Origin of the sequence: Nonomuraea phyllanthi (genome assembly GCF_006334985.2) — a bacterium.
GTDB classification, from domain to species: Bacteria; Actinomycetota; Actinomycetes; order Streptosporangiales; family Streptosporangiaceae; genus Nonomuraea; species Nonomuraea phyllanthi.
Genome location: NZ_VDLX02000014.1, coordinates 164,090 through 188,231, shown reverse-complemented (window position 1 = coordinate 188,231; position 24,142 = coordinate 164,090). Strand labels below are relative to the sequence as shown.

The following is a 24,142-nucleotide window of genomic DNA, read 5'->3' as shown; positions in this document are numbered from 1 at the left end:
ACGTGAACGACGACATCGAAAGCCCGGGGACCGACATCGCGATCGTCGGGATGTCCGGCCGCTTCCCCGGGGCGTCCGACGTCGCCGAGCTCTGGTCGGTCATCCGGGCGGGGAAGTCCGGGATCACCCATTTCGGCGACGAGGAGCTGCGCGCCGCCGGAGTGCCGGAGGAACTGCTCGCCGACCCCGCGTACGTGAAAGCCGGTTCCGTCATCGACGGCGTGGAGCTGTTCGACGCGGCCTTCTTCGGGTTCGGCCCCAAGGAGGCCCAGATCCTCGACCCGCAGCACCGGCTCTTCCTGGAGCACAGCTGGGCGGCGCTGGAGGACGCGGGCTGCGACCCCAAGCGGTTCGACGGCTCGATCGGGGTGTTCGGCGGCTGCGCGCACAGCTCGTACCTGCAGAACAACCTCGTCCCCAGCGGCATCGGAGCCGTCATGGGCGAGCTGGCGCTCGGGCTCGCCAACGACAAGGACTCGCTCACCACCCGCGTGGCGCACGCGCTGGGCCTGTCGGGCCCCAGCTACGGCGTGCAGAGCTACTGCTCGACCTCGCTCGTCGCGGTGTGCGCGGCGGCCACCAGCCTGGCGAGCTTCGAGTGCGACCTGGCCCTGGCCGGCGGCGTGGCCGTCAACGTGCCGCACCGCGTCGGCTACCTCTACCAGCAGGGCGGCATCGCGCCGCCGGACGGCGAGTGCCGCGCCTTCGACGCGGGCGGCCTCGGCGCCCCGCTCGGCAGCGGCGTCGGCGTCGTCGCCGTGCGGCGGCTGGAGGACGCGCTCGCCGACGGCGACCAGATCTACGCCGTCATCCGCGGCTGGGCCGTCAACAATGACGCCGGACGCAAGGTCGGGTTCACCGCGCCCGGCGTGCAGGGGCAGGCCGCCGTCATGGCCGAGGCGCTGGCCAGCGCCGACCTGACGGCCGCCGACATCGACTACGTCGAGGCGCACGGCACCGGCACCTCGCTGGGCGACGCCGCCGAGCTGGCCGCGCTGCAGCAGGTGTTCCGCGGCCAGTCGCTGCTGATCGGGTCGGTCAAGACCAACCTGGGCCACCTGGACCGGGCGGCCGGCGTGACCAACCTCATCAAGGCGGCGCTGGCCCTGTGCCACGACGAGATCCCGCCGACGATCAACCTGACCGAGCCCAACCCGCAGCTCCACGCGGGCGAGGCCGAGCTGCACGTGGTCACCGGGCTGCGGAGCTGGCCGCGCGAGGCGGGCCGTACCCGGCGGGCGGGGGTGAGCGCGTTCGGCATCGGCGGCACCAACGCGCACGTCGTGCTGGAGGAGGCGCCGCTGGTGCCGAGGACCGAGGAGCCGTCCAGGCCCGAGCCGCTGGTCTGGTCCGCCCGTACGGCCGAGGCCGCCGACGAGATGACCCGCCGCCTCGCCGCCCACCTGGACGGTGACGGGCAGGCGCAGCGGCTGGCCGACGTGGCCCACACCCTCCAGACCGGCCGCCAGGTGTTCGGCCACCGCAGGCTGCTCGTCGCCTCCTCCCCGGACGAGGCCGCCGCCCGCATGCGGGACGCGGCCGCGCTGGCCCGCGTGGAGAGCCGCTCCGACCGCCCGGTCGCCTTCCTGCTCGCGGGGACCGGCGAGCAGTACCCGGGCCTGGCCGAGGAGCTGTACCGCTCAGAGCCGGTGTTCCGCCAGGTGCTCGACGAGTGCCGGGCCGAGCTGCGCGGGCTCACCGGCTCCGGCGCGGACCCGCTCGCCGAGATGCTGGCCCCCCGCCGCACGGACGGGGACCGGCTCGGCCGGCTGCTCGGCCGCGGCCCCGCGCCGGACGCCGCCACGCCGACCGAGGTGCTGCAGCCGGCGCTGTTCGCGGTGGAGTACGCGCTGGCCAGGCTCGTGATGTCGTGGGGCATCCAGCCCGCGGCGCTGGCCGGGTACAGCCTCGGCGAGTACGTCGCGGCGACCCTGGCGGGCGTCCTGTCGCCCAAGGACGCCCTCGCCCTGGTCGCCTACCGCGCCCGCCTCATCGGCGAGCTGCCCGAGGGCGCGATGAGCGCCGTCCCGCTGCCCGCCGCCGACCTCCTGGACCGGCTCCGCCGGGCCGGCATCACCGGCGTGGACGTGGGCGCCGTCAGCGGACCCGAGCTCACCGTGCTGTCCGGCGAGCCGGGGGCCATGCGGGCCGCGAAGGCGCTGCTGGAGTCCGAGTCGGTGCCGAGCCGCCCGCTCGCCACCACCCACGCCTTCCACTCCGCGATGATGGAGCCGATCCGGGCCCGGCTGACCGCCTGGATCGCGGCGAACGTCCCGCTCCAGGCGCCCGGCATCCCGTACGTGTCCAACGTGACGGGGGAGCTCGTCACCGCCGCGCAGGCGACGGATCCCGCGTACTGGGCCGAGCACATGTGCGCGCCCGTCCAGTTCGACCGCGTGCTGCGTACCCTGCTGGCCCTGGACGGCGATGCCGTGCTGCTGGAGCTCGGGCCCGGCCGGTCCCTGGGCGCGATGGCCCGAGGACACCGCGACTGCCCGCCCGAGCGCTGGCCCCTCATCGTGGACACCCTGCCGGGCGCCGACGACCCCCGTACGGCGCAGGCCTCGCTCGCGGAGGCGGCGGGGCGGCTGTGGCTGGCGGGCGCGCCGATCGACTGGTCCGGGTACCGCCAGGACCGGCCGGTGGCCAAGGTGGCGCTGCCGACCTACGCCTTCCAACGCCGGCGCTACTGGGTGGACGCCCCCACTTCCATGAGCGCCCCTGGTTCCACGAACGCCTCTGGTTCCACGAGCGCCCCCTCTCTCACGAGCGCCCCCTCTCTCACGAGCGCCACCGCCTCCACGGGCGCGGTCGCTCCCACGGGCACTGCCGGCGCGGGTGCGGCCGCCTCCACAGGTGCCGCCGCCGCGGCCGGCTCCGCCGCGGCCGGCTCCGCCGCGGCCGGCTCCGCCGCGGCCGCCGCCCACTCGGCTGGCGCCGGCGTGCCTGGCGCGCCTCCCACCGATGCCCAGCCCGCACACGTCCGCCTCATGGCCCCCCGCTGGACCCCCGCCCCGCTCCCGTCCGGATCCGTCGAGCAGGGCGGGCGGTGCGTCGTGCTGGCCGGACGAGCCGAGACGGCCGAGCCGGTGGCGCGGGCCCTGCGCGCCGCCGGGACCGAGACGGTGACCGTGCTGCCGGGTCCGTCGTTCGCCGAAGCGCCGGGCGGCGGTCACACCATCGACCCGGGGTCGGCGGCGGACCACGCCGCGCTGGCCCGCCACCTGAGCGCCGCCGCCGTCGTCCTGGACCTCCGCCTCCTCGACCACCCCCTCACCCCCCGGCTTCCCGGGGACGGCGGGTTCGCGGACGGGCGGGGGAGCGTGCTCTCCGTGGCGCGGCTGCTGCACGCCTGGGGCGAGGAGGGCGGCGACGGCACCCGCGTCGTCGTCGCCACCAGAGGCGGCCAGGCGGTGGCCGACGGCGAGATCCCCGACCCCGGGCAGGCCGCCGCCGCCACCCTCCCCATGGTCGCCAACCAGGAGTACCTCACCCTCGACTGCGCCACCGTCGACTTCGCCGCCGACGCCGCCCCGGAGGCGGTGGCCGAGGCGCTCGCGACCGAGGCCCGCCACAGGAGCGACGACACCTTCGTCGCCTACCGCGACGGGTCCCGCCTCGCCCGCACCCACGCCGACGCCGAGCCGGAGAGCCCCGCCGAGGTGCGGGATCACCCCGTGCCCGCCGTCCAGGCCGGCCGGACGTACGTGATCACGGGTGGGCTCGGCGACGTCGGGCTGCTCCTGGCCGAGCACCTGGTACGCGCCGGAGCGGACAGCCTGGTCCTGACCAGTCGCGGCGGCGTGCCCGACGACGCGGGCGACGCGCGGCACCGTGCCGTGCGGCGGCTGCGCGAGCTGGGGGCGCGGGTGCGGACCCCGCGCGTGGACGTCACCGACGCCGCCGCCATGCGGGCCGTGCTCGCCGACGCGCTCCAGGACGGACCGCTCGGCGGCGTGATCCACGCCGCGGCGGAGACGTCCCCCGGCACGTTCCGGCCGCTGCGCGACCTCGACGAGGCCGCCGTCGCCCGGCACTTCGCGGCCAAGGTGACCGGCGCGCTGGTCCTGGAGCGGGTGCTGGCCGACCTGGGGGCCGAGCCCGGCTTCTGCGTGCTGTTCTCCTCGACGTCGGCCGTCCTCGGCGGCATCACGTTCGGCAGCTACGCCGCCGCCAACGCCGCCCTCACCGCGCTCGCCCACCGCGACCCGCGCTGGGTGGCCGTGAGCTGGGACACCTGGGCGGTCACCCTCGACAGGATCGAGGGCGGCATGGGCGCCGCGATGGCCGCGCACGCGATGCGGGCGGAGGAGGCGCTGGCGGCGTTCGACCGGGTGCTGGCCGCCCCGAGGCCCTCGCTGGTGGTGGCGGCCGGAGGACTGGAGGACCGGCTGCCCAGGAGGACGCCTCCGGCGCCGGCCGGGAACGGCAGCCGGTTTCCGCGCCCCGAGCTGCCCCAGCCGTACGCGCCGCCGCTCACCGGGACCGAGCGGGACCTGGGCGAGCTCTGGTCCGAGGTGCTCGGCGTGGAGCCGGTCGGCACCAGGGACAACTTCTTCGACCTCGGCGGCAACTCCCTGGTGGCGCTGCAGATGCTGGCGCTGGTGAAGCAGCGGTTCGGCGTGGCGGTCCCGACCGTGATGCTGTTCGAGGCGCCGACGGTGCAGACCCTGGCCGCCATCCTCGACGAGCGCTCGGCGCCGGCCCCCGCCCCGGTCGTCCCGAGCGCGCCGGTACGCGTGGAGGAGCGCACCACCGACGACGACCGGCGCATCGCGATCGTCGGCATGGCGGGCCGCTTCCCCGGAGCGCCGGACGTGGAGGCGTTCTGGCGGAACCTGCGTGACGGGGTCGAGTCCATCAGCTTCTTCACCGAGGAGGAGCTGCTCGCCTCGGGCGTGGACCCCGAACAGGTCAGGGATCCCGCGTACGTGCCGGCCCGCCCCGTCCTGGACGACGTCGGCGGCTTCGACGCGGCCTTCTTCGGCATGAGCCCCCGCATGGCGGCGATCACCGACCCGCAGCAGCGGGCCTTCCTGGAGGTGTGCTGGGAGGCGCTGGAGCAGGCGGGCTACGCCGCGCCGGAGCACCGGGGCCGGGTCGGCGTGTTCGGCGGCGCGAACATCAGCACCTACCTGCTCCGGCTGACCGGGCAGCTGCTCGGTGGCGGCCAGCAGGAGTTCAGCGACTTCGAGGTCATCATGGGCAACGACAAGGACGCCCTGACCACGACCGTTTCGTACCTCTTCGACCTGTACGGCCCTAGCGTCGCCGTACAGACGTTCTGCTCCACGTCCCTGGTCGCGGCGCACCTGGCCGTGCAGAGCCTGCGCAACGGCGAGTGCGAGCTGGCCCTGGCCGGGGGCGTCTCCATCCGCGTGCCCGACCGGGTGGGCCACCTGTACGGCCCGGGCGGCCAGGAGTCGCCAGACGGCCACGTCCGGACGTTCGACGCCCAGGCCAAGGGCAGCATGTTCGGCGACGGGGCGGCCGTGGTGCTGCTGAAGCGGCTGACCGACGCGGTCCGCGACGGCGACCACATCTGGGCCGTCATCCGCGGCTCGGCCATGAACAACGACGGCGCGCTCAAGGTCGGCTACACCGCTCCCAGCGTCGTCGGCCAGGCCAGGGTGATCGCCGACGCGATGGCCGACGCGGGCGTCACCGGGGACGACATCAGCTACGTCGAGGCGCACGGCACCGCCACCGAGCTGGGCGACCCCATCGAGGTGGCCGCGCTGACCCGGGCCTTCGGGCCGACCAGCGACAAGGGGTACTGCTCGATCGGGTCGGTCAAGACCAACGTCGGGCACCTCGACCGGGCGGCGGGGGCCAGCGGCCTGATCAAGACCTCGCTGGCGCTGCGCGAGGGCGTGATCCCGCCCAGCCTCCACTACACCAGCCCCAACCCGGAGATCGACTTCGACGACAGCCCGTTCCGCGTCAACACCGAGCTGTCGCCCTGGCGTACCCGGGACGGCCGTCCCCGCATCGCCGGGCTCAACTCCCTGGGCATGGGCGGCACCAACGTCCACATGGTGGTCGAGCAGCCGCCCGGCAAGGCGGTGGGCGAGCCGGCCGCGCACCGCCACCACGTCCTGCCCGTCTCGGCCCGCGCCGCCGCCGCGGCGGACGAGGCGTGCACCCGCCTGGCCCAGCACCTCTCCACCGCTGCCGGGGAGGGGCTGCGGCTGGCGGATGTGGCGTACACGCTGCAGGCCGGGCGCAAGACGTTCGAACACCGGCGCGCCGTGGTCGCCGACGGGACCGCGACGGCGGCGCGGGCGCTGGGCGGCGAGGGCGGGGTGCTCGGCCGGGTCGAGACCGCGCAGGGCCGCCAGGTCGCCTTCCTCTTCGACGGCGTGGGCGAGCAGTACCCGGGGCTGGTGGCCGATCTGTACCGGTACGAGCCCGCCTTCCGGGCCGCGTTCGACGAGTGCCTGGGCCTGCTCGGCGAGGCCGCCCCCGAGGTGGCCGACCTGCTCACCGGCGAGCGCGGCGACCCTGGCCCGACCCTGGCCGCCCTCCTCGACCGCACCGGGACGGGCGACGTGCGGGACGGCGGCACCGGGACGGGCCACGCATCCGAGCGGCCGGGCGACCGCGGGCGGGCCGGCGCGCTGGAGCGAACCGAGGTGGCGCAGCCCGCCCTCTTCGCCGTCGAGTACGCCCTGGCCCGCACCCTCATGGCCTGGGGCCTGCGCCCGAGGCTCATGCTCGGCTACAGCCTCGGCGAGTACGTCGCCGCGACCCTGGCCGGCGTTCTCTCCCTCAAGGACGCCCTGGCCCTCGTCATCCACAGGGCGGCCCTCATCGCCGGGCGGCCGGCGGGCGGCATGCTCGCGGTCTCGCTCCCCGAGGACCGGCTGCGGCGCCGCTTCGGGCTGGACGCGCGCGGACTGGACGTGGCCGCCGTCAACGGCCCCCAGGTCACCGTCGTGGCGGGCCCCGGCGAGGCCGTCGCCCGGCTGGCCGGGGACCTGCGGGCGGCCGAGGTCCCGTGCCGCCCGCTGGAGACGTCGCACGCCTTCCACTCCCGCATGCTGGAGCCCCTGAGCCACGAGCTGACTCAGTGGATCAAGGAGAACGTGCGGCTCAACCCGCCCGCGCTCCCGTACGTCTCGAACGTGACCGGCGAGCTCGCCGACGCCGGGCTGGTGTGCGACCCCGGCTACTGGGCCAGGCACATGTGCGGCACCGTGCGCTTCGCCGACGGGATCGAGCGGCTGCTGGCCGACCCCGAGCTGGCCGTGGTGGAGATCGGCCCTGGACAGTCGCTCGGCGCGCTGGTGCGCGGGGCCGGCTGCCCGCCGGAGCGCTGGCCGCTGATCACCCACACGCTGCCCGCCGCGAGCGACCCCAGGCCGGGTGACCAGGTGCTCGCCGACTGCCTGGCCAGGCTGTGGCTGTGCGGCGTCACCCTCGACTGGGACGCCTACCACGGCAGGACGGAGGGGGCGGACCCCGCGGCGCTGCCCGGCCGGATCCCGCTGCCCACCTACCCCTTCCAGCGGCAGCGCCACTGGATCGACCCGCCGGCGCAGGGGCCGCGGCTCCAGGCCGAGCCGGACAACCTGTTCGACGCGATCACGAGCCTGCCCAAGCTGCCGGAGGAGAGCTGGCTCCACCTGCCCGTATGGCGGCAGAGCGCCCCCGCGGCGCCCGATCCGGACGGCCCCGGCTCGTGGCTGGTCTTCACCCGCGACGGGCTCGCCGACGCCGCCGCCGAGCGCCTGCGGGCGACGGGCGCGAACGTCACGCTGGTACGGCCCGGCGACGCCTACGCCGCCACCCCCGGCGGCCACACGGTCAGGCCGGGCAGCGCGGCCGACCTGCGCGCCCTGCTCCGCGACCTGCGCGCCGCGGGCCGCCCCCTGGACCGGGTGCTCCACCTGTGGACGCTGGAGCCGGGCGACGACACCACCGCGTACGGACTGCACACCCTCGTCGCCCTCGCCAGGGCGGCGGGCGAGTCGGGTATCTCGAATTGGTCGCTCGACGTGGCCGTGGCCGGCACCCAGCAGGTCGTCGGGGCCGAGGTCACCCACCCGGATGGCGCCACCCTGACCGGCCCCTGCCTGGTGATCCCGCTGGAGTACCCGGACGTGACCACCCGCCTCGTCGACCTGCCGGGGAACCCGGCGGAGGCCGACCTGGCCGCGCTGGCGGCCGAGTTGGCCCGCCCGCAGGCCGACCGCATCGTGGCGCTGCGCCACGGGCGCCGCTGGCTCCCCGGCTACGAGCAGCTGCCCGCAGGCCCGGGCGAGGAGCCGTTCCGCGACGGCGGCGTCTACCTGATCACCGGCGGGCTCGGCGGCATCGCGCTCGGCCTGGCCGGGCAGCTGGCCCGCGACCACCGGGCCAGGCTGGTGCTGCTCGCCAGGCACGGCCTGCCGCCGCGCGAGCGGTGGGCGGGCGTCCTCGCGGGGCAGGAGGCCGACGAGACCACCCGGCGGCGCGTCGCCCAGGTCTCCGAGCTGGTCGAGCTCGGCGCCGACGTCGAGATCGTCACCGGCGACGTGGCCGACCCGGCGGACGTCCGCCGCGCCGTGGACACGGCGCTGGCCCGCTTCGGCGCGCTGCACGGCGTCCTGCACGCGGCGGGCGTCCCCGGCATGGGGCTGATGCAGTTCAAGCGGCCCGAGGAGCTGGACGAGGTGCTGGCCCCCAAGGTCGCCGGCACGCTGGCCATCGCCGAGGCGCTCAGGATCGGCCGTACGGACGAGATCGAGCTGGACTTCCTCGCGCTGTTCTCCTCGATCACCTCGGCCACCGGCGGCGGCCCCGGACAGGTGGACTACTGCGCCGCCAACGCCTACCTGGACGCCTACGCCTGCGAGCTGGCCGCCACGGGCCGCCGGGTCGTGGCCGTGGACTGGGGCGAGTGGACCTGGAACGCCTGGGAGGCCGGGCTCGCCGGGTACGAGGAGGAGCTGCGCGACTTCTTCAAGGAGAACCGCGCCAGGATCGGCATCGACGTCGCGGGCGGCTGGCGCGCGCTGCGGCGGGCCCTGGCCACCGGCGAGCCGCGCGTCGTGGTCTGCACCCAGGACTTCCCCACGCTGGTCAGGGGCAGCTCCCGGTTCACCCTGGAGGTCGTCACCTCGCCCGCCGTGGGCGGCGCGAGCGGCGAGCTGCACCCGAGGCCCGAGCTGGTCACCTCCTACCAGGAGCCGGCCGGACCCACGGAGGAGGGCGTCGCCGCGATCTGGCGCGAGTCGCTGCGGCTCGACCGCGTCGGCGTGAACGACAACTTCTTCGAGCTCGGCGGCAACTCGCTGCTCGGCGTGGCCATCGTCGCCGCGGTGCGCCGCGCGTTCGACCTGGACGAGCTGCCGCCGCACATCCTCTACGAGGCGCCCACCGTGGCCGCGCTCAGCCAGACAGTCGAGGCCCTCGCCGCCGGCACGGCACCCGCCCTCGCCGACGCGGACGGAGGCAGCCAGGTACGCGCCCAGCTGCGCCGCTCGGGCCTCGAAGCCTCGGCCGCCCGCAGGCGCGGCCGCCAACCGCAGGAAACGCACCGATGAAGGAGCCACCTTTGAGCCGAACGGAGCGGACATGACCGTCATAGGAGTGATCGGCGCCGGCGTCATGGGCGTCGGGGTCGCCCAGAACCTCGCCCAGACCGGGCACGACGTGGTGCTCGTCGACAAGGACGAGCGCATCCTCAGCGACGCGCTGGCGACCATCGCCCGCAACACCAGGATGAGCCGCCTCATGGGCGGCCCCGCCCTCGACGCCGACGAGGTGCTGGCCAGGATCACCACCGCCGTGGGCGCGGCGGGCGCGGCCAAGTGCGACCTCGTCATCGAGAACGTGACGGAGAACTGGGAGACCAAGCGGCAGGTGTACGAGGTGCTGGACGCCGAGTGCGGCCCCGACACCGTCTTCGTGGTCAACACCTCCGCCATCCCCATCACCAAGGTCGCGGCCGTCACCGGCCGCCCCGACAAGGTCGTCGGCGTGCACTTCATGAACCCGGTGCCCGCCAAGCCCGCCGTGGAGCTGATCCCCGGCTTCCACACCTCGCCCGAGACGGTCCAGCGCACCAGGGACCTGCTGACCGCCATGGGCAAGAAGTCCATCGACGTCAAGGACTCCTGCGGCTTCGTCTCCAACCGGGTCCTGATGCTCACCGTCAACGAGGCCGCCTACCTCGTCCACGAGGGCGTCGCCGACGCCGAGTCGGTCGACGAGGTCTTCAGGAGCTGCTTCGGCCACCCGATGGGGCCGCTCGAGACCGCCGACCTGATCGGCGTCGACACGATCCTCTACAGCGTGGAGGTGCTCTACGAGCACTACGCCGACAGCAAGTACCGCCCCTGCCCGCTGCTGAAGCAGATGACCGACGCCGGGCTGCACGGCCGCAAGACCGGCCGCGGCTTCTACACCTACGCAAGCAACTGAGAAGGAGAGTCATATGTCGAACACCCCCACGCAGCAGATCCTCGACTTCGTGCGCGGCAGGTACCCGCAGGCCGAGATCGACGAGACGCAGGACATCTTCGCCCTCGGCTTCGTCAACTCGCTGTTCGCCATGGAGCTGGTGATGTTCGTCGAGAAGACCTTCGGCGTCACCATCCCCAACGAGGAGCTGCGGATCGACAACTTCCGCACCGCGAGCACGATGGCCGCGCTGGTGGGCCGGCTCTCACCGACCCTGGCCGTCGCGTGACGCTCACCGTCACGGCACCGGCCGCGGTCACCGACAGGCGCTCGGCCCGGGCGTTCGTCGACACCCACGTCGTGCCGTACGCCGACGACTACGACAGGAACGGCCGGGTCCCCGAGGACCTGCTGCGGCAGGTGGCCGCCGCGGGCCTGTGGGCGCCGTTCCTGCCGGTCGAGTCGGGCGGGGCCGGGATGGACCTGGTCACGCTCGGCGAGGTGCACGAGGAGGTGGGCCGCGGCTGCTCCTCGCTGCGCAGCCTGCTGACCGTGCACACCATGGTGGCCTGGACGGTGCAGCGGTGGGGCACCCCCGGCCAGCGCGAGCGCTGGGAGCCGGCGCTCGCCGCCGGCGAGGCGCTGGGCGCGTTCTGCCTGTCCGAGCCCGGAGCGGGCAGCGACACGGCGGCGATCACCACGACCGCCGTCGAGCACGGCGACGGGTGGCTGCTCAACGGGGTCAAGAAGTGGACGACCGGCGGGCAGCGGGCGGACCTGTTCCTGGTGTTCGCCCGCACCGGCGCCAGCATCGGCGCCTTCCTCGTGCCGAGGTACGCGCCGGGCGTCCAGGTCAGGCCGATCGACGACATGCTCGGCACCCGGGCCTCCATGCTGGCGGAGATCTCGTTCCAGGACGTCGCGCTCGGCCCCGACGCGCTGCTCGGCCCGAGCGGCTTCACGGCGGGCATGGTGCTGACCGGCACGCTCGACCTGGGCCGCTACAGCGTGGCGGCCGGCTCGGTCGGCATCGTCCAGGCGTGCCTGGAGGCGTCGGCCGCGTACGCCGCGCACCGCCGGGTCGGCGGCAGGCCGCTCGCGGAGCAGCCGCTGATCCAGGCCAAGCTCTCCGACATGGTGACCGACGCGCGGGCGGCCCGGCTGCTGCTGGCCGAGGCCGGCCGCCTGAAGGACGCGGGGGAGTCGAGCACGATCATGGCCACCTGGATCGCGAAGTACTTCGCCTCCACGGCCGCGGCCCGGCACGCCGCCGAGGCCGTCCAGATCCACGGCGCCAACGGGTGCAGCCCCGACTACCCCGTGGCGCGGCTGTACCGGGACGCCAAGGTCATGGAGATCATCGAGGGCAGCAACGAGATCCAGCGCATCACCATCGCCGGCCAGGCAGAGCGGGAGACGACGAGATGAGCGTGAGCACCGAGCGCCCCGATCCCGGCGCCGTCGTGGTGCCGGAGAAACCCCGGCGGGGCCGCGTCAAGTGCATCGTGTGGGACCTCGACAACACCCTGTGGAACGGGGTGCTGCTGGAGGACGGCGACGTCACCGTACGGCCGGCGGTCGTCGAGCGCATCCACGAGCTCGACCGCATGGGCGTGCTGCACTCGATCGCCAGCAAGAACGACCACGACGCGGCGATGGAGAAGCTGACCGAGCTCGGGCTCGCGGACATGTTCCTCTATCCGCAGATCAACTGGAACCCCAAGTCCGACTCGATCAGGAACATCGCCAAGGCGCTCAACCTCGGCGTGGACGCCTTCGCGTTCATCGACGACCAGGAGTTCGAGCGCGCGGAGGTGGCGCACGGTCTGCCCGAGGTGATCTGCGTCGACGTCCTGGAGCTGGAGGAGGCGCTGGCCAGGCCCGAGTTCCGGCCGAGGTTCGTCACCGACGAGTCGGCGCGGCGGCGCGAGATGTACCGCGGGCAGCTCGCCAGGGACGAGCTGGAGGGCGAGTTCGTCGGCACCAACGAGGAGTTCCTCGCCAGCCTGGAGATGGCCTTCACCATCGCGCCCGCCCGCAGGGAGGACCTGCAGCGGGCCGAGGAGCTGACGGTGCGCACCAACCAGCTGAACTCCACCGGGCGCACCTACTCCTACGAGGAGCTGGACGAGCTGCGCGAGTCGCCCGACCACCTGCTGCTGGTGGCCTCGCTGACCGACCGGTTCGGCGGGTACGGCAAGATCGGCCTCGCCCTGGTCGAGAAGGGCGAGGACGCCTGGTGGCTGCGCATGATGCTGATGTCGTGCCGGGTGATGTCGCGGGGCGTGGGCATGGTGCTGCTCAACCACATCCTGCGGCAGGCCGCCGAGGCCGGGGTGACGGTGCGGGCCGACTTCGTGGAGACCGGGCGCAACCGGATGATGCAGGTGACCTACGCCTTCGCCGGTTTCCGCGAGGTCAGCAGGGACGGCGCGCACGTCGTGCTGGAGGCCGACCTGGGCGCGGTGCAGCCGCCGCCGCCCTACGTCCGCTTGGAGATCGAGACATGAGCATCACCACCAGCGACGACGTGCTGTCCCGGTGGCTGCCGTTCCGCACGCTGACGGGTGCGGAGCCCGGCGCGCTGCCGCTCTACTGCCTGCCGCACGCCGGCGGCGCCGCCTCCGCGTTCCGCGCCTGGCAGCGCAAGCTCCCCGGCGTGGCCGTGCAGCCGGTGCAGCCGCCGGGCCGGGAGTCCAGGCACCGGGAGCCGCCGTACCTGGAGATGCCGCCGCTGGTGTCCGACCTGGCCGACGCCGTGCTCGCGGACGTGGAGACGTCCGCGGCCGGGCGCAGGTACGCGCTGTACGGCCACAGCCTCGGCGCGATCGTCGCGTTCGAGCTGGTCCGCGAGATCAGGCGGCGCGGCGGGCCGCCGCCCGTGCACCTGTTCGTCTCCGGCTCCGACGCGCCCCACCTCACGTACGAGGACGGGCCGCCGGTGGGCGGGATGAGCAGGGACGAGGTCGTGGCCCTGCTGCGCAGGCTGGGCGGCACCCCCGAATGGCTGCTGGCCGACCCGGAGGCGCTGGCCATGATCCTGCCCGCGGTGCAGGCGGACTTCACGGTGAAGGAGACCTACGTCTACCGCGACGAGCCGCCGCTGGACGTGCCGATCTCGGCACTGCTGAGCAGCGCCGACCCGCGCATCTCGCCCGCCAAGTCGGCCGGGTGGCGGGCGCAGACCAGCGTGCGCTACGTGGCGCACCCGTTCGACGGCGGCCACTTCGCCGTCTTCGAGCAGGCGCCCCGCACCCACGCGATCGTGTCCGAGGCGCTGCGCCCATGGGTGTGACGCCCGTGGGCGGGAGGTCCGCGGGTGCGGGGTCCGTGGATCCGACGGCCGCAGGCGTGACGTCCGTGGCCGGGACGCCCTGGGGCGCGGCGGCGTGGCCCGGCGGGGTGCGGGTCTGGAAGGTGTTCCTCGACCGGCCCGAGCGGCCGCAGTGGTGGCGCCGCCTCTCGCGCGCCGAGCGCGAGCGGGCCCTGGCCCTGGCCGGCCCGCTCGACCGGCGCCGCTACGTGGCGGCGCACGCCGCCCTGCGCACCGTCCTCGGCCGGGCCTGCGCCGTGCCCGCCGACCGGCTGCGCCTGACCGTGGACGACGCCGGCCGCCCCAGCCTGGACCAGGGCGAGGGGCGGCCGGCGCCCGACTTCAACCTGTCGCACTCCGATGCCTGGGCGCTGGTCGCGCTGGCGCCGCCGGGGGTGCGGGTGGGCGTGGACGTCGAGCGGGTCCGCTCCGACCTCGACCATCTGGCGCTGGCCCACCGCCTCTACCAGCCGGAGGAGAACGAGCGCCTGCTCGCCGCGGGCGACGGCCTGGCCGGGTACTTCCGGCTGTGGACCGCCAAGGAGGCTTTCGTCAAGGCCACCGGCAACGGCCTGGCGGGGCTGTCCGACGTCCTCGTCCACGAGGGGGAGGCCGGGGCATGCGAAGGGAGCGCGACCTCCGTACGGTCACGCTCCCTCAACGGTCCTGTCCGCTGGCTCGACGTGGCGCCCGGCTACGCCGCCGCGGTGGTCACGATCGCTTCGACACCGGCACCACGTACCGGCTGAACACCAGGTCGCGCAGCACGTCGTCGCCGCCCTCCACGATCGACACGTACCGCATGTCCCGCAGCAGCTTGCCGATGACGCTCTCGTGCGTGTAGCCGAGGCCGCCGAACATCTCCGACGCCGTCGAGGCGATCTGCCAGCCGGTCTGCCCGCAGAACATCTTCGTCGTCAGCGCCTGCTTCAGCGTCCCCACGCGCAGGAACTCCTCGCCCGCGTCGGGCCGCGCCGCGATCTCGTCGTACGCCCTGGCCGCCGCCAGGCACTGGTTTGCCATCACCTCGATCTGCATCTCGAACTGCCCGAGCCGGCCGGCGAAGACCGCGTTGGCCGTCAGCGGCGCCCCCTTGACCGACTTGGACTTGGCGTACTCCATGCACACGTCCCGCACCCGGCGGGCGATGCCGAGCGCGGTGGTGGCGATGAGGACGCGGCTGGCGTTCAGCCCGATCTCCAGCAGGCGCAGCCCGTTGCCGCGCAGCACGTTCGCCGCCGGCACCCGCACGCCCGACAGCGACACCTGGTACGTCGCCGACGAGCGCAGCCCGATGACGTCCCACCGCTTCTCCACCGTGATGCCCGGCGTGTCGCGCGGCACCAGGACGGCCAGGTAGCCCGACGGGTCGTCCTCGGCCCGCGCGATCACGACGACGAAGCGGGCGAAGTCGGTGTTGGTGGAGAACGCCTTGTGGCCGTCGAGCACCACCGTGTCGCCCTCGCGCCGCGCGGTGGTGCCGATCCTGGCCAGCTCGCTGCCTGCCGCGTGCTCGCTGCCGAGCGTGGCGCAGAAGCCGCTCTCGGCCACGAGCGGCACGAGGTGGCGCTTCTTCAGCTCGGCGTCGCCGTACCAGGAGACCATGCTGGTGGCCAGCACCGGGATGAACAGCGTGAAGGCCGCCCCGGCGTCGGCGTAGGCCAGCTCGGCGGTGATCCGCACGCTCTCCTCCAGCCCCATGCCGAGGCCGCCGAACTCCTTGGGCATCCACCAGTTCGCCAGGCCGGTGTCGGCGAAGCGCCGGTAGAGGGGGAGCGGCGCCTCGGCCAGCGAGTCCAGGTACGCCTCCTCGCCCAGCAGCTCACGCCGGGCGAAGCCCTGCACGGTCCGCAGGTAGTCGGGCTGCTTCATCGGCTGTTCAGTCCTCCTCGTCGCGGGTGTCGAGCAGCTCGGCGAGCTGGCGGACCGTGGGGCACTCCAGCAGCCCGGTCACCGGCACCGAGGCGGCCAGCGTCTTGCGGATCCTGGTGGTGAGCTCGATCGCCAGCAGCGAGTGGCCGCCGAGCTCGAAGAAGTTGTCCAGGGCCCCGATGGGGTCGATGCCGAGCACCCTGGACCAGATGTCGGCGAGCGTGGCCTCGGTGCCCTCGCGCGGCTCCACGTACGGGTTGTTCAGCTCGGGGCGGGGGTGCCGCTCGCGGTCGTCGAAGTCGTCGTCGCTCTCGTGGATGTCGCCGGTGACCCACTGGGCGATCCGCGCGTCGAGCGAGCCGGTCGAGATGACCAGGTGCCCGACGCGGTCGGCGGCCGACAGCGCCCGCTCCAGGACGTCCACGCCCTCCGCCGGGGTCATCGCGTAGTCCACCACCGCGCCGCTGTGCCCGGCGACCCGGTCGGGGTCGATGTTCCAGGTGTCCCAGTCGACCGTGACCCAGCGGCCGGCGCCCTCCGTCCTCGCGGTGCGGACGTAGGCGTCCAGGGCGGCGTTGGCCGCCGCGTACGGCCCCAGCGTCATGCCGCCGAGCACGGCGGCGATGGACGACAGCGTGATCCGCCGGTCGGGGCAGTGCCCGCCGAGCACCTTCTGCAGCACGTGGAAGCCGGTCACCTTGGCCGCCAGGTGCGCCTCGCACTGCGGGCGGTCCATCAGGTGGGCGAAGTTGAAGTACGCGCCGTCCTGCACGCCCGCGCCGTGCACCACCACGTCTATCCCGCCGAAGCGCTCGACCGCGGCCGCGACGACGGCCGCCATCTGCTCCTCGTCGGCCACGTCGGCCGACAGGGCGAGCACGGTCGCGCCCCGGTCCTCCAGGTCCCGGATGTTGCGGATGTGCCGGGCCGTGCGGTCCCCGCCGGGCGGCGAACCGGCCAGGTAGGCGTCCCACTCCTCGCGGGGCGGCAGCGGGGAGCGGGCGGTCAGGACCAGGCGGCAGCCGTACGTGCCGGCCAGGTGCCGGGACAGGACGAGCCCGACGTCGCCGAGCCCGCCGGTGATGAGCACGGTGTCGCCGTCGCGGAACGGCCGCCGCTCCGGCTCCTCCACCGGGTACGGCTCGTAGCGGCGCAGCCACGTCTCGCCCGCGCGCACCGCCACCGGGCCTTCGTGCGCGCAGACCGACGCGGCGAGCACCTGGACGGCCAGGGTAGCCGGGTCCGTGCCGGCGTCCACGTCGATGTGGCGGCAGCGCAGCCGCGGGTTCTCCTGCTGGAGGCTGGGCGCGAGCGCCGCCAGCGTGGCGTGCTCGGGGTGGCGCAGGTCGGCCCCGGCCACGTTCACGGCCTGCGGCGTGAGCAGGACCAGCTCGGCCCTGGGCGCCGAGCCGGTGTTGTCGACCAGCTCCCTGGCCAGCGCCAGCGCGGAGTAGAAGCCGCGGTGCTGCCCGGCCGTGAAGTGCTCGACCGGGTCCGTGCCGGGGGCGGGCGGGGCCGAGGCCAGGCTGAGCCCGTGCACGATGGCGCGCGGCATGGTCACCAGCGAGTACATGAGCTCGGCCATGTCGTCCGGCTTGTCCGCGCGGACGGTGAAGTCGCCGGTGTCCTCCTGGTGGAACCGCTCGCCGTGGCGCACGGCGGTCACCTCGGCCCCGGCCAGGGCGAGCCGCTCCACCAGCGCCTCGCCGCGCTCGTCGGCGGCGAACACCAGCCAGGGGCCGGCCTCGCGCAGCCGCTCGTCCAGGCCTGCCACGGGCAGCGGCCGGCGCCGCCAGACCGGCAGGTGCGTCCACTGGGCGCGGTCGAACGTCTTGCCCTCGCCGGCGGGCGCCTGCGCCTGCGCCGGGCTCGCCTTGACCCAGAACCTGCGCCGCTGGAAGGGGTACGTGGGCAGCTCGACCCGGCGTCCCTGGCCGCCGTGGAGCGCCGCCCAGTCCACGGCGCTCCCGGCCAGCCACAGCCTGGCCACCGTCGCCAGCAGCCACTCGGCGGCCGTGACGCCCTCCTCCGGCGCGACCGCGATCTCCTCGACCTGCCCGGCGGCCTGCCCCGCCTGTCCTGGCTGTCCTGCCTGTCCGGCCGCCTGACCGGCGGGACGGCCGACGGCGTCCTCGCGGAGCACGTGGACGCCGATGGCGCCCAGGGCGTCGGCCAGCGCGCCCACCGCCGCCTCGCGGGAGGAGCCCGCGGGCGCGGAGCCGTGCCGCAGGACGGTCCCGACCGCCTCGCGCAGCTCCGCCCACCAGGTGGGGGAGGGGTCGGCCGCGGGCGCGACCAGCCGTACCTTGGGGTTGCGCCGCTGGGTCTTGCCGTCGATCCAGCGGTCCGGGTCGCCCAGCGCCGCCACGGCGTCGTCGCGGTCGCGGCAGACCACCGCCCGCCGCCGCGCGAAGCCGCCCCGCGAGACCTGCAGCGTGAACGCCACGTCCGCCAGGTCGTCGCCGGTGCCCGCGGACAGGTGGGCGCGCAGCCGCTCGGTGGCATCGCCCAGCGCCGTCTCGTCGGCGGCGGAGAGGACCAGCAGGTGGGGTCCTGGCCGGGCGGTCCGCTCCGGGCGGGGCGGTGCCTGCTCCATGACCACGTGCGCGTTCGTGCCGCCGAGCCCGAACGAGCTCACCCCGGCCCGCCGCGGCCCCGCGCCCTCCGGCCAGGGCCGGTCCTCGGTCAGCACGGTGAACCGGTCGTGCGCGGAGGCGAGCGCCGGGTTGGGCGTCTCGTAGTCGGGGGTGCCCGGCAGCAGCTCGTGCTTGAGCGCCATCGCCGCCCGCATCAGGCCGGTGACGCCGGAGGCGCGGTCGAGGTGGCCGAGGCTCGGCTTGAGCGAGCCCAGCACGCACGGCGTCTCCCTGGGCTGGGCGAAGACCCGGTTCATGGCGGCCAGCTCGATCGAGTCGCCCAGCATGGTGCCGGTCGCGTGGCACTCGACGTAGCCGACGGTGTCGGGCTTGACCCCGGCCACGCCCAGCGCCGACTCGATCACGTCGGCCTGGCCGTCCACGCCGGGCGCGGTGTAGCCGGCGCGCAGGCGGCCGTCGTTGTTGGCGGCCGAGCCCAGGATGACCGCGTGGATGATGTCGCCGTCGGCCAGCGCGTCGGACATGCGCTTGAGCGCCACGGCGCCGGACCCGCTGCCCATCACGGTGCCGCCGGCCTCGGCGTCGAAGCTGCGCACCCGCCCGTCGGGCGACATGATGCCGCCCTGCTCGTACAGGTAGCCGGCCGGCTGGGGGAGCGGGGTGAAGGCGCCGCCCGCCACCGCCACGTCGCACTCGTACGTGAGCAGGCTCTGGCAGGCCAGATGCACGGCGACCAGCGAGGTCGAGCAGAACGTCTGCACCGACACGGCGGGCCCGCGCAGCCCCAGCTTGTACGACACCAGCGAGGCGAGCGAGTCGCGCTCGTTGCCCACGGCCATCAGCAGCGCGCCGCCCGGCTGGGAGCCGAGACTCTGCAGGTTCTGCACGATGTAGTCGGGGAACCCGCACCCGCCGAAGACCGCGACCTGCCCCGGCACGTCGGTCGGGCAGTAGCCGGCGCTCTCCAGCGCCTCCCACGAGCACTCCAGGAACAGCCGGTGCTGCGGATCCATGGTCTCGGCCTCGCGCGGGTTGATGCCGAAGACCGTGGCGTCGAAGCGGTCGAGGTCGTGCAGCGGGCCGCCGACGCGCACGTAGCGCGGGTCGGCGAGCATGCCCGGATCGACCCCGGACTCCCGCAGCTCCTCGTCGGTGATGGTCCGCAGGCCCTTGACGCCGGCGAGCAGGTTGTCCCACAGCTCGTCGACGCTCCGGGCGCCGGGGAAGCGCCCGGACATGCCGATCAGCGCGACCGCGGAGTCGTAGTCGGTTCCGGTCATGACGTCCTTCCGCTCCTGAGCATGTTGCGTCGCTGGGCGATGCGGGACCGCTGCTGGTCCCGGGCCTGGCTCGGCTGCTCGCCCGCGTCCTGGTCGGCCCTGGCCGCCTCGGCGAGCGAGGCGATCGTGGGCGCCTGGTAGAGGATGTGCGGCGGCAGGTACGACAGCTCCAGCGCCTTCCTGACCTCGGCGATGATCTCCATGCCGAGCAGCGAGTTGCCGCCCAGCTCGAAGAAGTTGTCGTGCACGCCGACCTGCTCCAGGCCCAGCGCGTCCGCCCAGACCCCGGCGATGGCCTGCTCGGCCGGCGACTGCGCCTCGACGTAGGCCGTGGACAGGTCGGGACGGGGGTGCCGCCCGAACGCGTCGCGGATCTTCTTCACCGTCGCCTGGTGGCTCTCGATCGACGACTTGCGGCTCATCGCCACCAGCGGCGCGAAGTCCTGCGTGGAGGCCACGACGTGCCGCTCGCCGCTGGCCAGCGCCCGCAGCAGCGTCTCCCAGCCCTGGTCGAAGGTGAGCCCGAAGTTCTCCCGGTACCAGGCGAAGTACTGCTTGGAGCCCTCGTCGTAGTTCTCCAGGCCCTCGGTCCAGCCGTTCCAGGTCCACTCGCACCAGTCGATCGAGGTGACCGTCACGCCGGGCAGCTCGTCGCCGAGCGCGAAGGCGTCCAGGAAGGCGTTGGCCGCGCAGTAGTCCACCTGGCCGGCGCCGCCGCCGGTGGCCGAGGTGGTGGAGGAGAACAGCGCCACGAAGTCCACGGGCCTGCCGCGCAGCGCCTCGGCCAGGGCGAGCGTTCCCATCACCTTCGGCGCGAGCACCCGGTCCATGTCGGCGATGGTCTTGAACTGCATGAGACCGACGGCCGGGACGCCGGCGCAGTGCAGTACGCCGTTCAGCTCGCCGAAGCGCTCGATCGCGGTGTCCACCGCGCGCCGCGCGTCCTCGGGCTTGGAGACGTCCCCGGCGACGGTGGCGACCTCGACGCCCGCCGCCTCCAGCCGGCGCAGGCCCTCCAGCCGCCTGCGCACCTCGGGCGCCGCGGTGTCGCTGGCCAGGATCGAGGCCCACTGCTCGCGCGGCGGCACGGGGGTGCGGCCGAGCAGCACCAGGCGGGCCTGATAGTGCTCGGCCAGCCGCTCGGCCATGGCCAGCCCGATGCCGCCCAGCCCGCCGGTCACCAGGTAGGTCCCGCCCCGCCGGACCTCGGCGGCGGGCGGCGCCGCCTCGATGACGGCGGCGTCGAGCACCTCGTAGTCGGGGATCCACCGCTGCCCGCCGCGCAGGCCGACCACCTGGTCGGCCGGCTCGGCGCGCAGCTCGGTCAGCAGCGCCCGCGCGCTGTCGCCGTCCACGTCGATCAGCCGGGTCCTGACCCTCGGGTACTCGACCGGGATCAGCCGGGCCGGGCCGAGCAGGGTGCCGAGCGCGGCGCGTACGCGGTCGCCGGGCAGCACCCGCTGGCCGCCGGAGGTGACGATGTCCAGCGTCCAGCCGGGCAGCCCCAGGTCTCCCGCGGCGCGGGCGAAACCGACCAGGGCGTGCAGGCCACGCTGCAGGCTCTGCTCGATCGGGCCGTCCCCGGCCGACCACAGGTGGACGACGTGCTCGGGCTCCCAGCCCCGGCCGGTCAGCTCGCGCAGGGCGGCCAGGGTGTCCTCGGGCGAGCCGGGACGGATCCGGAAGCCGTCGGGGTCGCTGGAGAAGCCGTCGCCCGGCCGTACCAGGACGACCTCCTTGCCGGTCTCGGCGAGGTGCGCGAGCAGCGGGGCGGCCAGCGTGCCGGCGAGCCCGTCGTCGGTGTAGACGAGCCAGCGGGTGGCCTGCTCCGCCTGCGCCGGGCGCGGCGTGGTCTGGCGCCAGACGGGCGTGTGGATCCAGCGCGTGTCGGGCAGGCGCGGGTACGCCTTGGCGATGCTCGTCGGGTCGCTCTCGTCGAAGGCCGCCGCGCCGCCGCTCATCGCCGTACGGTCGATCTCCAGCCAGTAGTCCTGGTGCTCGAACGGGTACGTGGGCAGCGGGACCCGGCCGGGCCGCCAGGCGCGGTCCTCGTGCAGCGCGGCCCAGTCGACCGGCGCCCCGGTCAGCCAGAGCCTGCCGACGGCCGTCGCGAGGGCGGCGCCCGCGTCCTGCGGGTCGTTCGCGGCGGGCAGCGTGGTCACGATGAGCGGCCACTGGGCACGGTCGCAGGCCGGGTGGCCGCGGGTCAGCGCGCCGAGCGACTGGCCTGGCCCGATCTCGACGAGGGCCAGGTCGGCCTGCCCGAGCACGTGCCCGAGGCCCCTGCCGAACTCGACCGTCTCGCACATGTGCCTGGCCCAGTAGCCGGGGTCGGTGACGACCTCGGCCGTGGCGACCTCTCCCGTCACGTTGCTCAGGTACGGCAGCTTCGGGGCGTTCAGCGTGATGTTGTCGGCGATCCAGGCGGTCAGCTCGCCGGCCACGGGCGCCAGCATCCGGGAGTGGAAGGCGTGCGTGGTCTCCAGCCGCCGATGCCCGATCTTGGCCTTCAGCAGCAGCGCGGCGGCCCGCTCGACCGCCTCCGCCGGCCCGGCCAGCACCACCTGGGAGCCGGTGCGCACGGCCACGTCGAGGTCGCGGGCGAACACCTCGCCGAGCACCGCGCTCAGGCGCTGCTCGTCGGCCGAGACCGCGAGCATCGCGCCCTCGGGCTGGGAGGTGATGAGCTTGGCCCGGTAGGCCACGAGCCGCAGCGCGTCGGGCAGCGACAGCACGCCCGCCAGGCAGGCGGCCACGTACTCGCCGAGGCTGTAGCCGATCATGATCTCAGGGGTCAGGCCCCAGCGGACGAGCTGCCGGGCCAGCGCGTACTCGGCCACGAAGACGGCCGGCTGGATGAGGTGGGCGTCGGTCGTGGAGCGCGGCGCCTCGGGCTCCGTGGCCCGGCCCAGCAGTCTGGCCAGGTCGCCCGCGCCGTCCGCGGCCTTCTGCGCGGGCACGAACACGTCGGAGAGCTGGCCCGCCTCGGTCAGGCCCAGCACGGACAGGCACTCGTCCACGTCGGCGCGGAAGCCCGGCTCCTCGGCGTACAGCTCGGCCACCATCCCGGGGTACTGCTCGCCCACGCCCGCGATCAGGAAGCCCACCTTCCTGCCGACGGTCGAGTCCGCGCGCCCCAGCGGCCCGGCGGGGTCGGCCAGCTTGGCGGCGGCCGCCTGCGCCGTGTCGGCGACCACGATCCTGCGGTGCCCGAACACCTTCCGCCCGGCCTGCAGCGTGTAGGCCACGTCACCGAGGTCTTCGGAGGAGCCCGCCAGGTGCTCGGCCAGCCGGGCGCACGACTGCTCGGCGGCGGCCTGGGAACGGGCCGAGACCGGCAGGATCTGCCAGCGGCGCGAGCGCGGCCCGCGCGGCTCGGGGATCGGCGCCTCGGTGACGATGGCGTGCGCGTTGGTGCCGCCCATGCCCAGCGAGCTGATGCCCGCGATCCTGGGCCGGTCGGCCGAGCGCGGCCACGGCGTGGGCTCGGCGGTGACGCGGAAGGGGCTGCTCTCGAAGTCGATCTCGGGGTTGGGTGAGCGGTAGTGCAGCGTGCCGGGGATGAGCTCGTTGCGCAGCGACTGGACGACCTTGATCAGGCCGGTCACGCCGGAGGCCCGGTCGAGGTGGCCCACGTTGGGCTTGATCGAGCCGAGCACGCAGTACTGCTTGCGCTCGGTCGGCCCGAACGCCCGGGTCAGCGCGGCCACCTCCATGGGGTCGCCGACCTCGGTGGCGGTGCCGTGCGCCTCGACGTACGAGATGTCGGCCGGGTCCACGCCCGCCCTGGCCAGGGCGGAGGAGACGCAGCGGCGCTGGCCGTCGATGCTGGGCGCCAGGTAGCTGAACTTGATCGCGCCGTCGTTGTTGACGGCCGAGGCCCGGATCACGGCGTGCACGGTGTCCCGGTCGGCGATCGCGTCCTTCAGCCGCTTCAGCGCCACGACCGCGGCGCCGTCGCCGAACATGCTGCCCCTGCCCTCGGCGTCGAAGGTGCGCACGTGGCCGTCGGGCGACTCCTGGCCGCCCTCCTCCCACAGGTAGCCGACGCGGTCGGGGATGCGCACCGACACGCCGCCGGCCAGCGCCATGTCGCACTCGCCGCGCCGCAGGCTCTCACTGGCCAGATGCACGGCGACCAGCGAGGTCGAGCAGAACGTCTGCACCGACAGGCTGGGGCCGTTCAGGTCGAGGCGGAAGGAGACGTTCGTGGCCAGGGAGTCCTTGTCGTTGCCGATCATCAGGGCGGAGGTGTCGACGCCCATCTCGAACGCCATGAGCCGGGTCAGCAGGTAGCCGCTGATGTTCATCCCGGCGAACACGCCCACGCTGCCCCGGCCCTCGGGGGCCGCGTACCCGGCCGACTCCAGGACCTCCCAGACGCACTCCAGGAAGATGCGCTGCTGCGGGTCGGCGAGCGCCGCCTCGCGCGGGTTGTAGCCGAAGAACCCGGCGTCGAAGCCGCGGACGTCGTCCAGGACCGGCCGCGAGCGCACGTAGTTGGGCTGCTGGAAGGTCGCGGGGGAGACGCCCGCCTCCAGCAGTTCCTCGTCGGAGAACCGGGTGAAGGACTCCACGCCGGTGCTGATGTTGCGCCAGAACGCCGGGATGTCGGGCGCACCCGGGAACCGGCCGGCCATGCCGATGACGGCGATCCCGGCGTCGTCTGGTGAACCGTGCTGATCCATCAA

Annotated in this window: 10 protein-coding genes; 7 read left to right on the top strand and 3 right to left on the bottom strand. The window is 74.4% G+C overall.

Annotated features, from left to right (window positions below; genetic code table 11):
* Nucleotides 1-2 precede the first annotated feature (2 nt).
* The 7 genes from FH608_RS33330 to FH608_RS33300 are packed head-to-tail and all read left to right on the top strand — an operon-like array spanning nucleotide 3 to nucleotide 14,451.
* Nucleotides 3-9,530: a type I polyketide synthase gene (locus FH608_RS33330; RefSeq protein WP_193318768.1), complete on the top strand. Its 9,528-nt coding sequence runs from the start codon at nucleotides 3-5 to the stop codon at nucleotides 9,528-9,530.
* 31 nt (nucleotides 9,531-9,561) lie between these two features.
* Nucleotides 9,562-10,410: a 3-hydroxyacyl-CoA dehydrogenase family protein gene (locus FH608_RS33325; RefSeq protein WP_139634337.1), complete on the top strand. Its 849-nt coding sequence runs from the start codon at nucleotides 9,562-9,564 to the stop codon at nucleotides 10,408-10,410.
* A 13-nt stretch (nucleotides 10,411-10,423) separates the two neighbouring features.
* Nucleotides 10,424-10,678 (top strand): acyl carrier protein, encoded by a 255-nt coding sequence (locus tag FH608_RS33320; RefSeq protein WP_139634336.1) that lies wholly within the window; start codon nucleotides 10,424-10,426, stop codon nucleotides 10,676-10,678.
* The gene (locus tag FH608_RS33315) at nucleotides 10,675-11,817 is read left to right on the top strand and encodes an acyl-CoA dehydrogenase family protein (protein WP_139634335.1); all 1,143 of its coding nucleotides are present in this window, start codon (nucleotides 10,675-10,677) and stop codon (nucleotides 11,815-11,817) included. The genes FH608_RS33320 and FH608_RS33315 overlap by 4 nt, the downstream gene beginning before the upstream one ends.
* The gene (locus tag FH608_RS33310; RefSeq protein WP_139634334.1) at nucleotides 11,814-12,899 is read left to right on the top strand and encodes an HAD-IIIC family phosphatase; all 1,086 of its coding nucleotides are present in this window, start codon (nucleotides 11,814-11,816) and stop codon (nucleotides 12,897-12,899) included. Before FH608_RS33315 ends, FH608_RS33310 begins: the two co-directional genes overlap by 4 nt.
* Nucleotides 12,896-13,684: a thioesterase II family protein gene (locus FH608_RS33305; RefSeq protein WP_139634333.1), complete on the top strand. Its 789-nt coding sequence runs from the start codon at nucleotides 12,896-12,898 to the stop codon at nucleotides 13,682-13,684. The genes FH608_RS33310 and FH608_RS33305 overlap by 4 nt, the downstream gene beginning before the upstream one ends.
* Nucleotides 13,685-13,719: 35 nt before the next feature.
* Complete coding sequence (locus FH608_RS33300; RefSeq protein ID WP_153264516.1) at nucleotides 13,720-14,451, top strand: 4'-phosphopantetheinyl transferase family protein; 732 nt, start codon at nucleotides 13,720-13,722, stop codon at nucleotides 14,449-14,451.
* On the opposite strand, the gene FH608_RS33295 is transcribed toward FH608_RS33300, so the two are convergent.
* The 3 genes from FH608_RS33295 to FH608_RS33285 are packed head-to-tail and all read right to left on the bottom strand — an operon-like array spanning nucleotide 14,414 to nucleotide 24,139.
* A complete protein-coding gene (locus tag FH608_RS33295) occupies nucleotides 14,414-15,574 on the bottom strand; it encodes an acyl-CoA dehydrogenase family protein (RefSeq protein ID WP_139634331.1) in 1,161 nt (386 codons plus the stop codon). The two genes, FH608_RS33300 and FH608_RS33295, sit on opposite strands and share 38 nt — an antisense overlap.
* Before the next feature lie 7 nt (nucleotides 15,575-15,581).
* Nucleotides 15,582-19,451 carry a type I polyketide synthase gene (locus FH608_RS33290; RefSeq protein WP_139634330.1) on the bottom strand — a complete coding sequence of 1,290 codons (3,870 nt, stop codon included), beginning with the start codon at nucleotides 19,449-19,451 and terminating at the stop codon, nucleotides 15,582-15,584.
* Nucleotides 19,448-24,139, bottom strand: coding sequence for a type I polyketide synthase (locus tag FH608_RS33285; RefSeq protein ID WP_193318767.1), 4,692 nt, complete (start codon nucleotides 24,137-24,139; stop codon nucleotides 19,448-19,450). The genes FH608_RS33290 and FH608_RS33285 overlap by 4 nt, the downstream gene beginning before the upstream one ends.
* Between the last annotated feature and the right edge of the window lie 3 nt (nucleotides 24,140-24,142).

What these genes read in the sequence shown, in the direction of transcription:
- FH608_RS33325 (WP_139634337.1), top strand. Translation starts at nt 9,562, where the DNA reads ATGACCGTCATAGGAGTGATCGGCGCCGGCGTCATGGGCGTCGGGGTC.
- FH608_RS33320 (WP_139634336.1), top strand. Translation starts at nt 10,424, where the DNA reads ATGTCGAACACCCCCACGCAGCAGATCCTCGACTTCGTGCGCGGCAGG.
- FH608_RS33310 (WP_139634334.1), top strand. Translation starts at nt 11,814, where the DNA reads ATGAGCGTGAGCACCGAGCGCCCCGATCCCGGCGCCGTCGTGGTGCCG.
- FH608_RS33305 (WP_139634333.1), top strand. Translation starts at nt 12,896, where the DNA reads ATGAGCATCACCACCAGCGACGACGTGCTGTCCCGGTGGCTGCCGTTC.
- FH608_RS33295 (WP_139634331.1), bottom strand. Translation starts at nt 15,574, where the DNA reads ATGAAGCAGCCCGACTACCTGCGGACCGTGCAGGGCTTCGCCCGGCGT.
- FH608_RS33290 (WP_139634330.1), bottom strand. Translation starts at nt 19,451, where the DNA reads ATGACCGGAACCGACTACGACTCCGCGGTCGCGCTGATCGGCATGTCC.
- FH608_RS33285 (WP_193318767.1), bottom strand. Translation starts at nt 24,139, where the DNA reads ATGGATCAGCACGGTTCACCAGACGACGCCGGGATCGCCGTCATCGGC.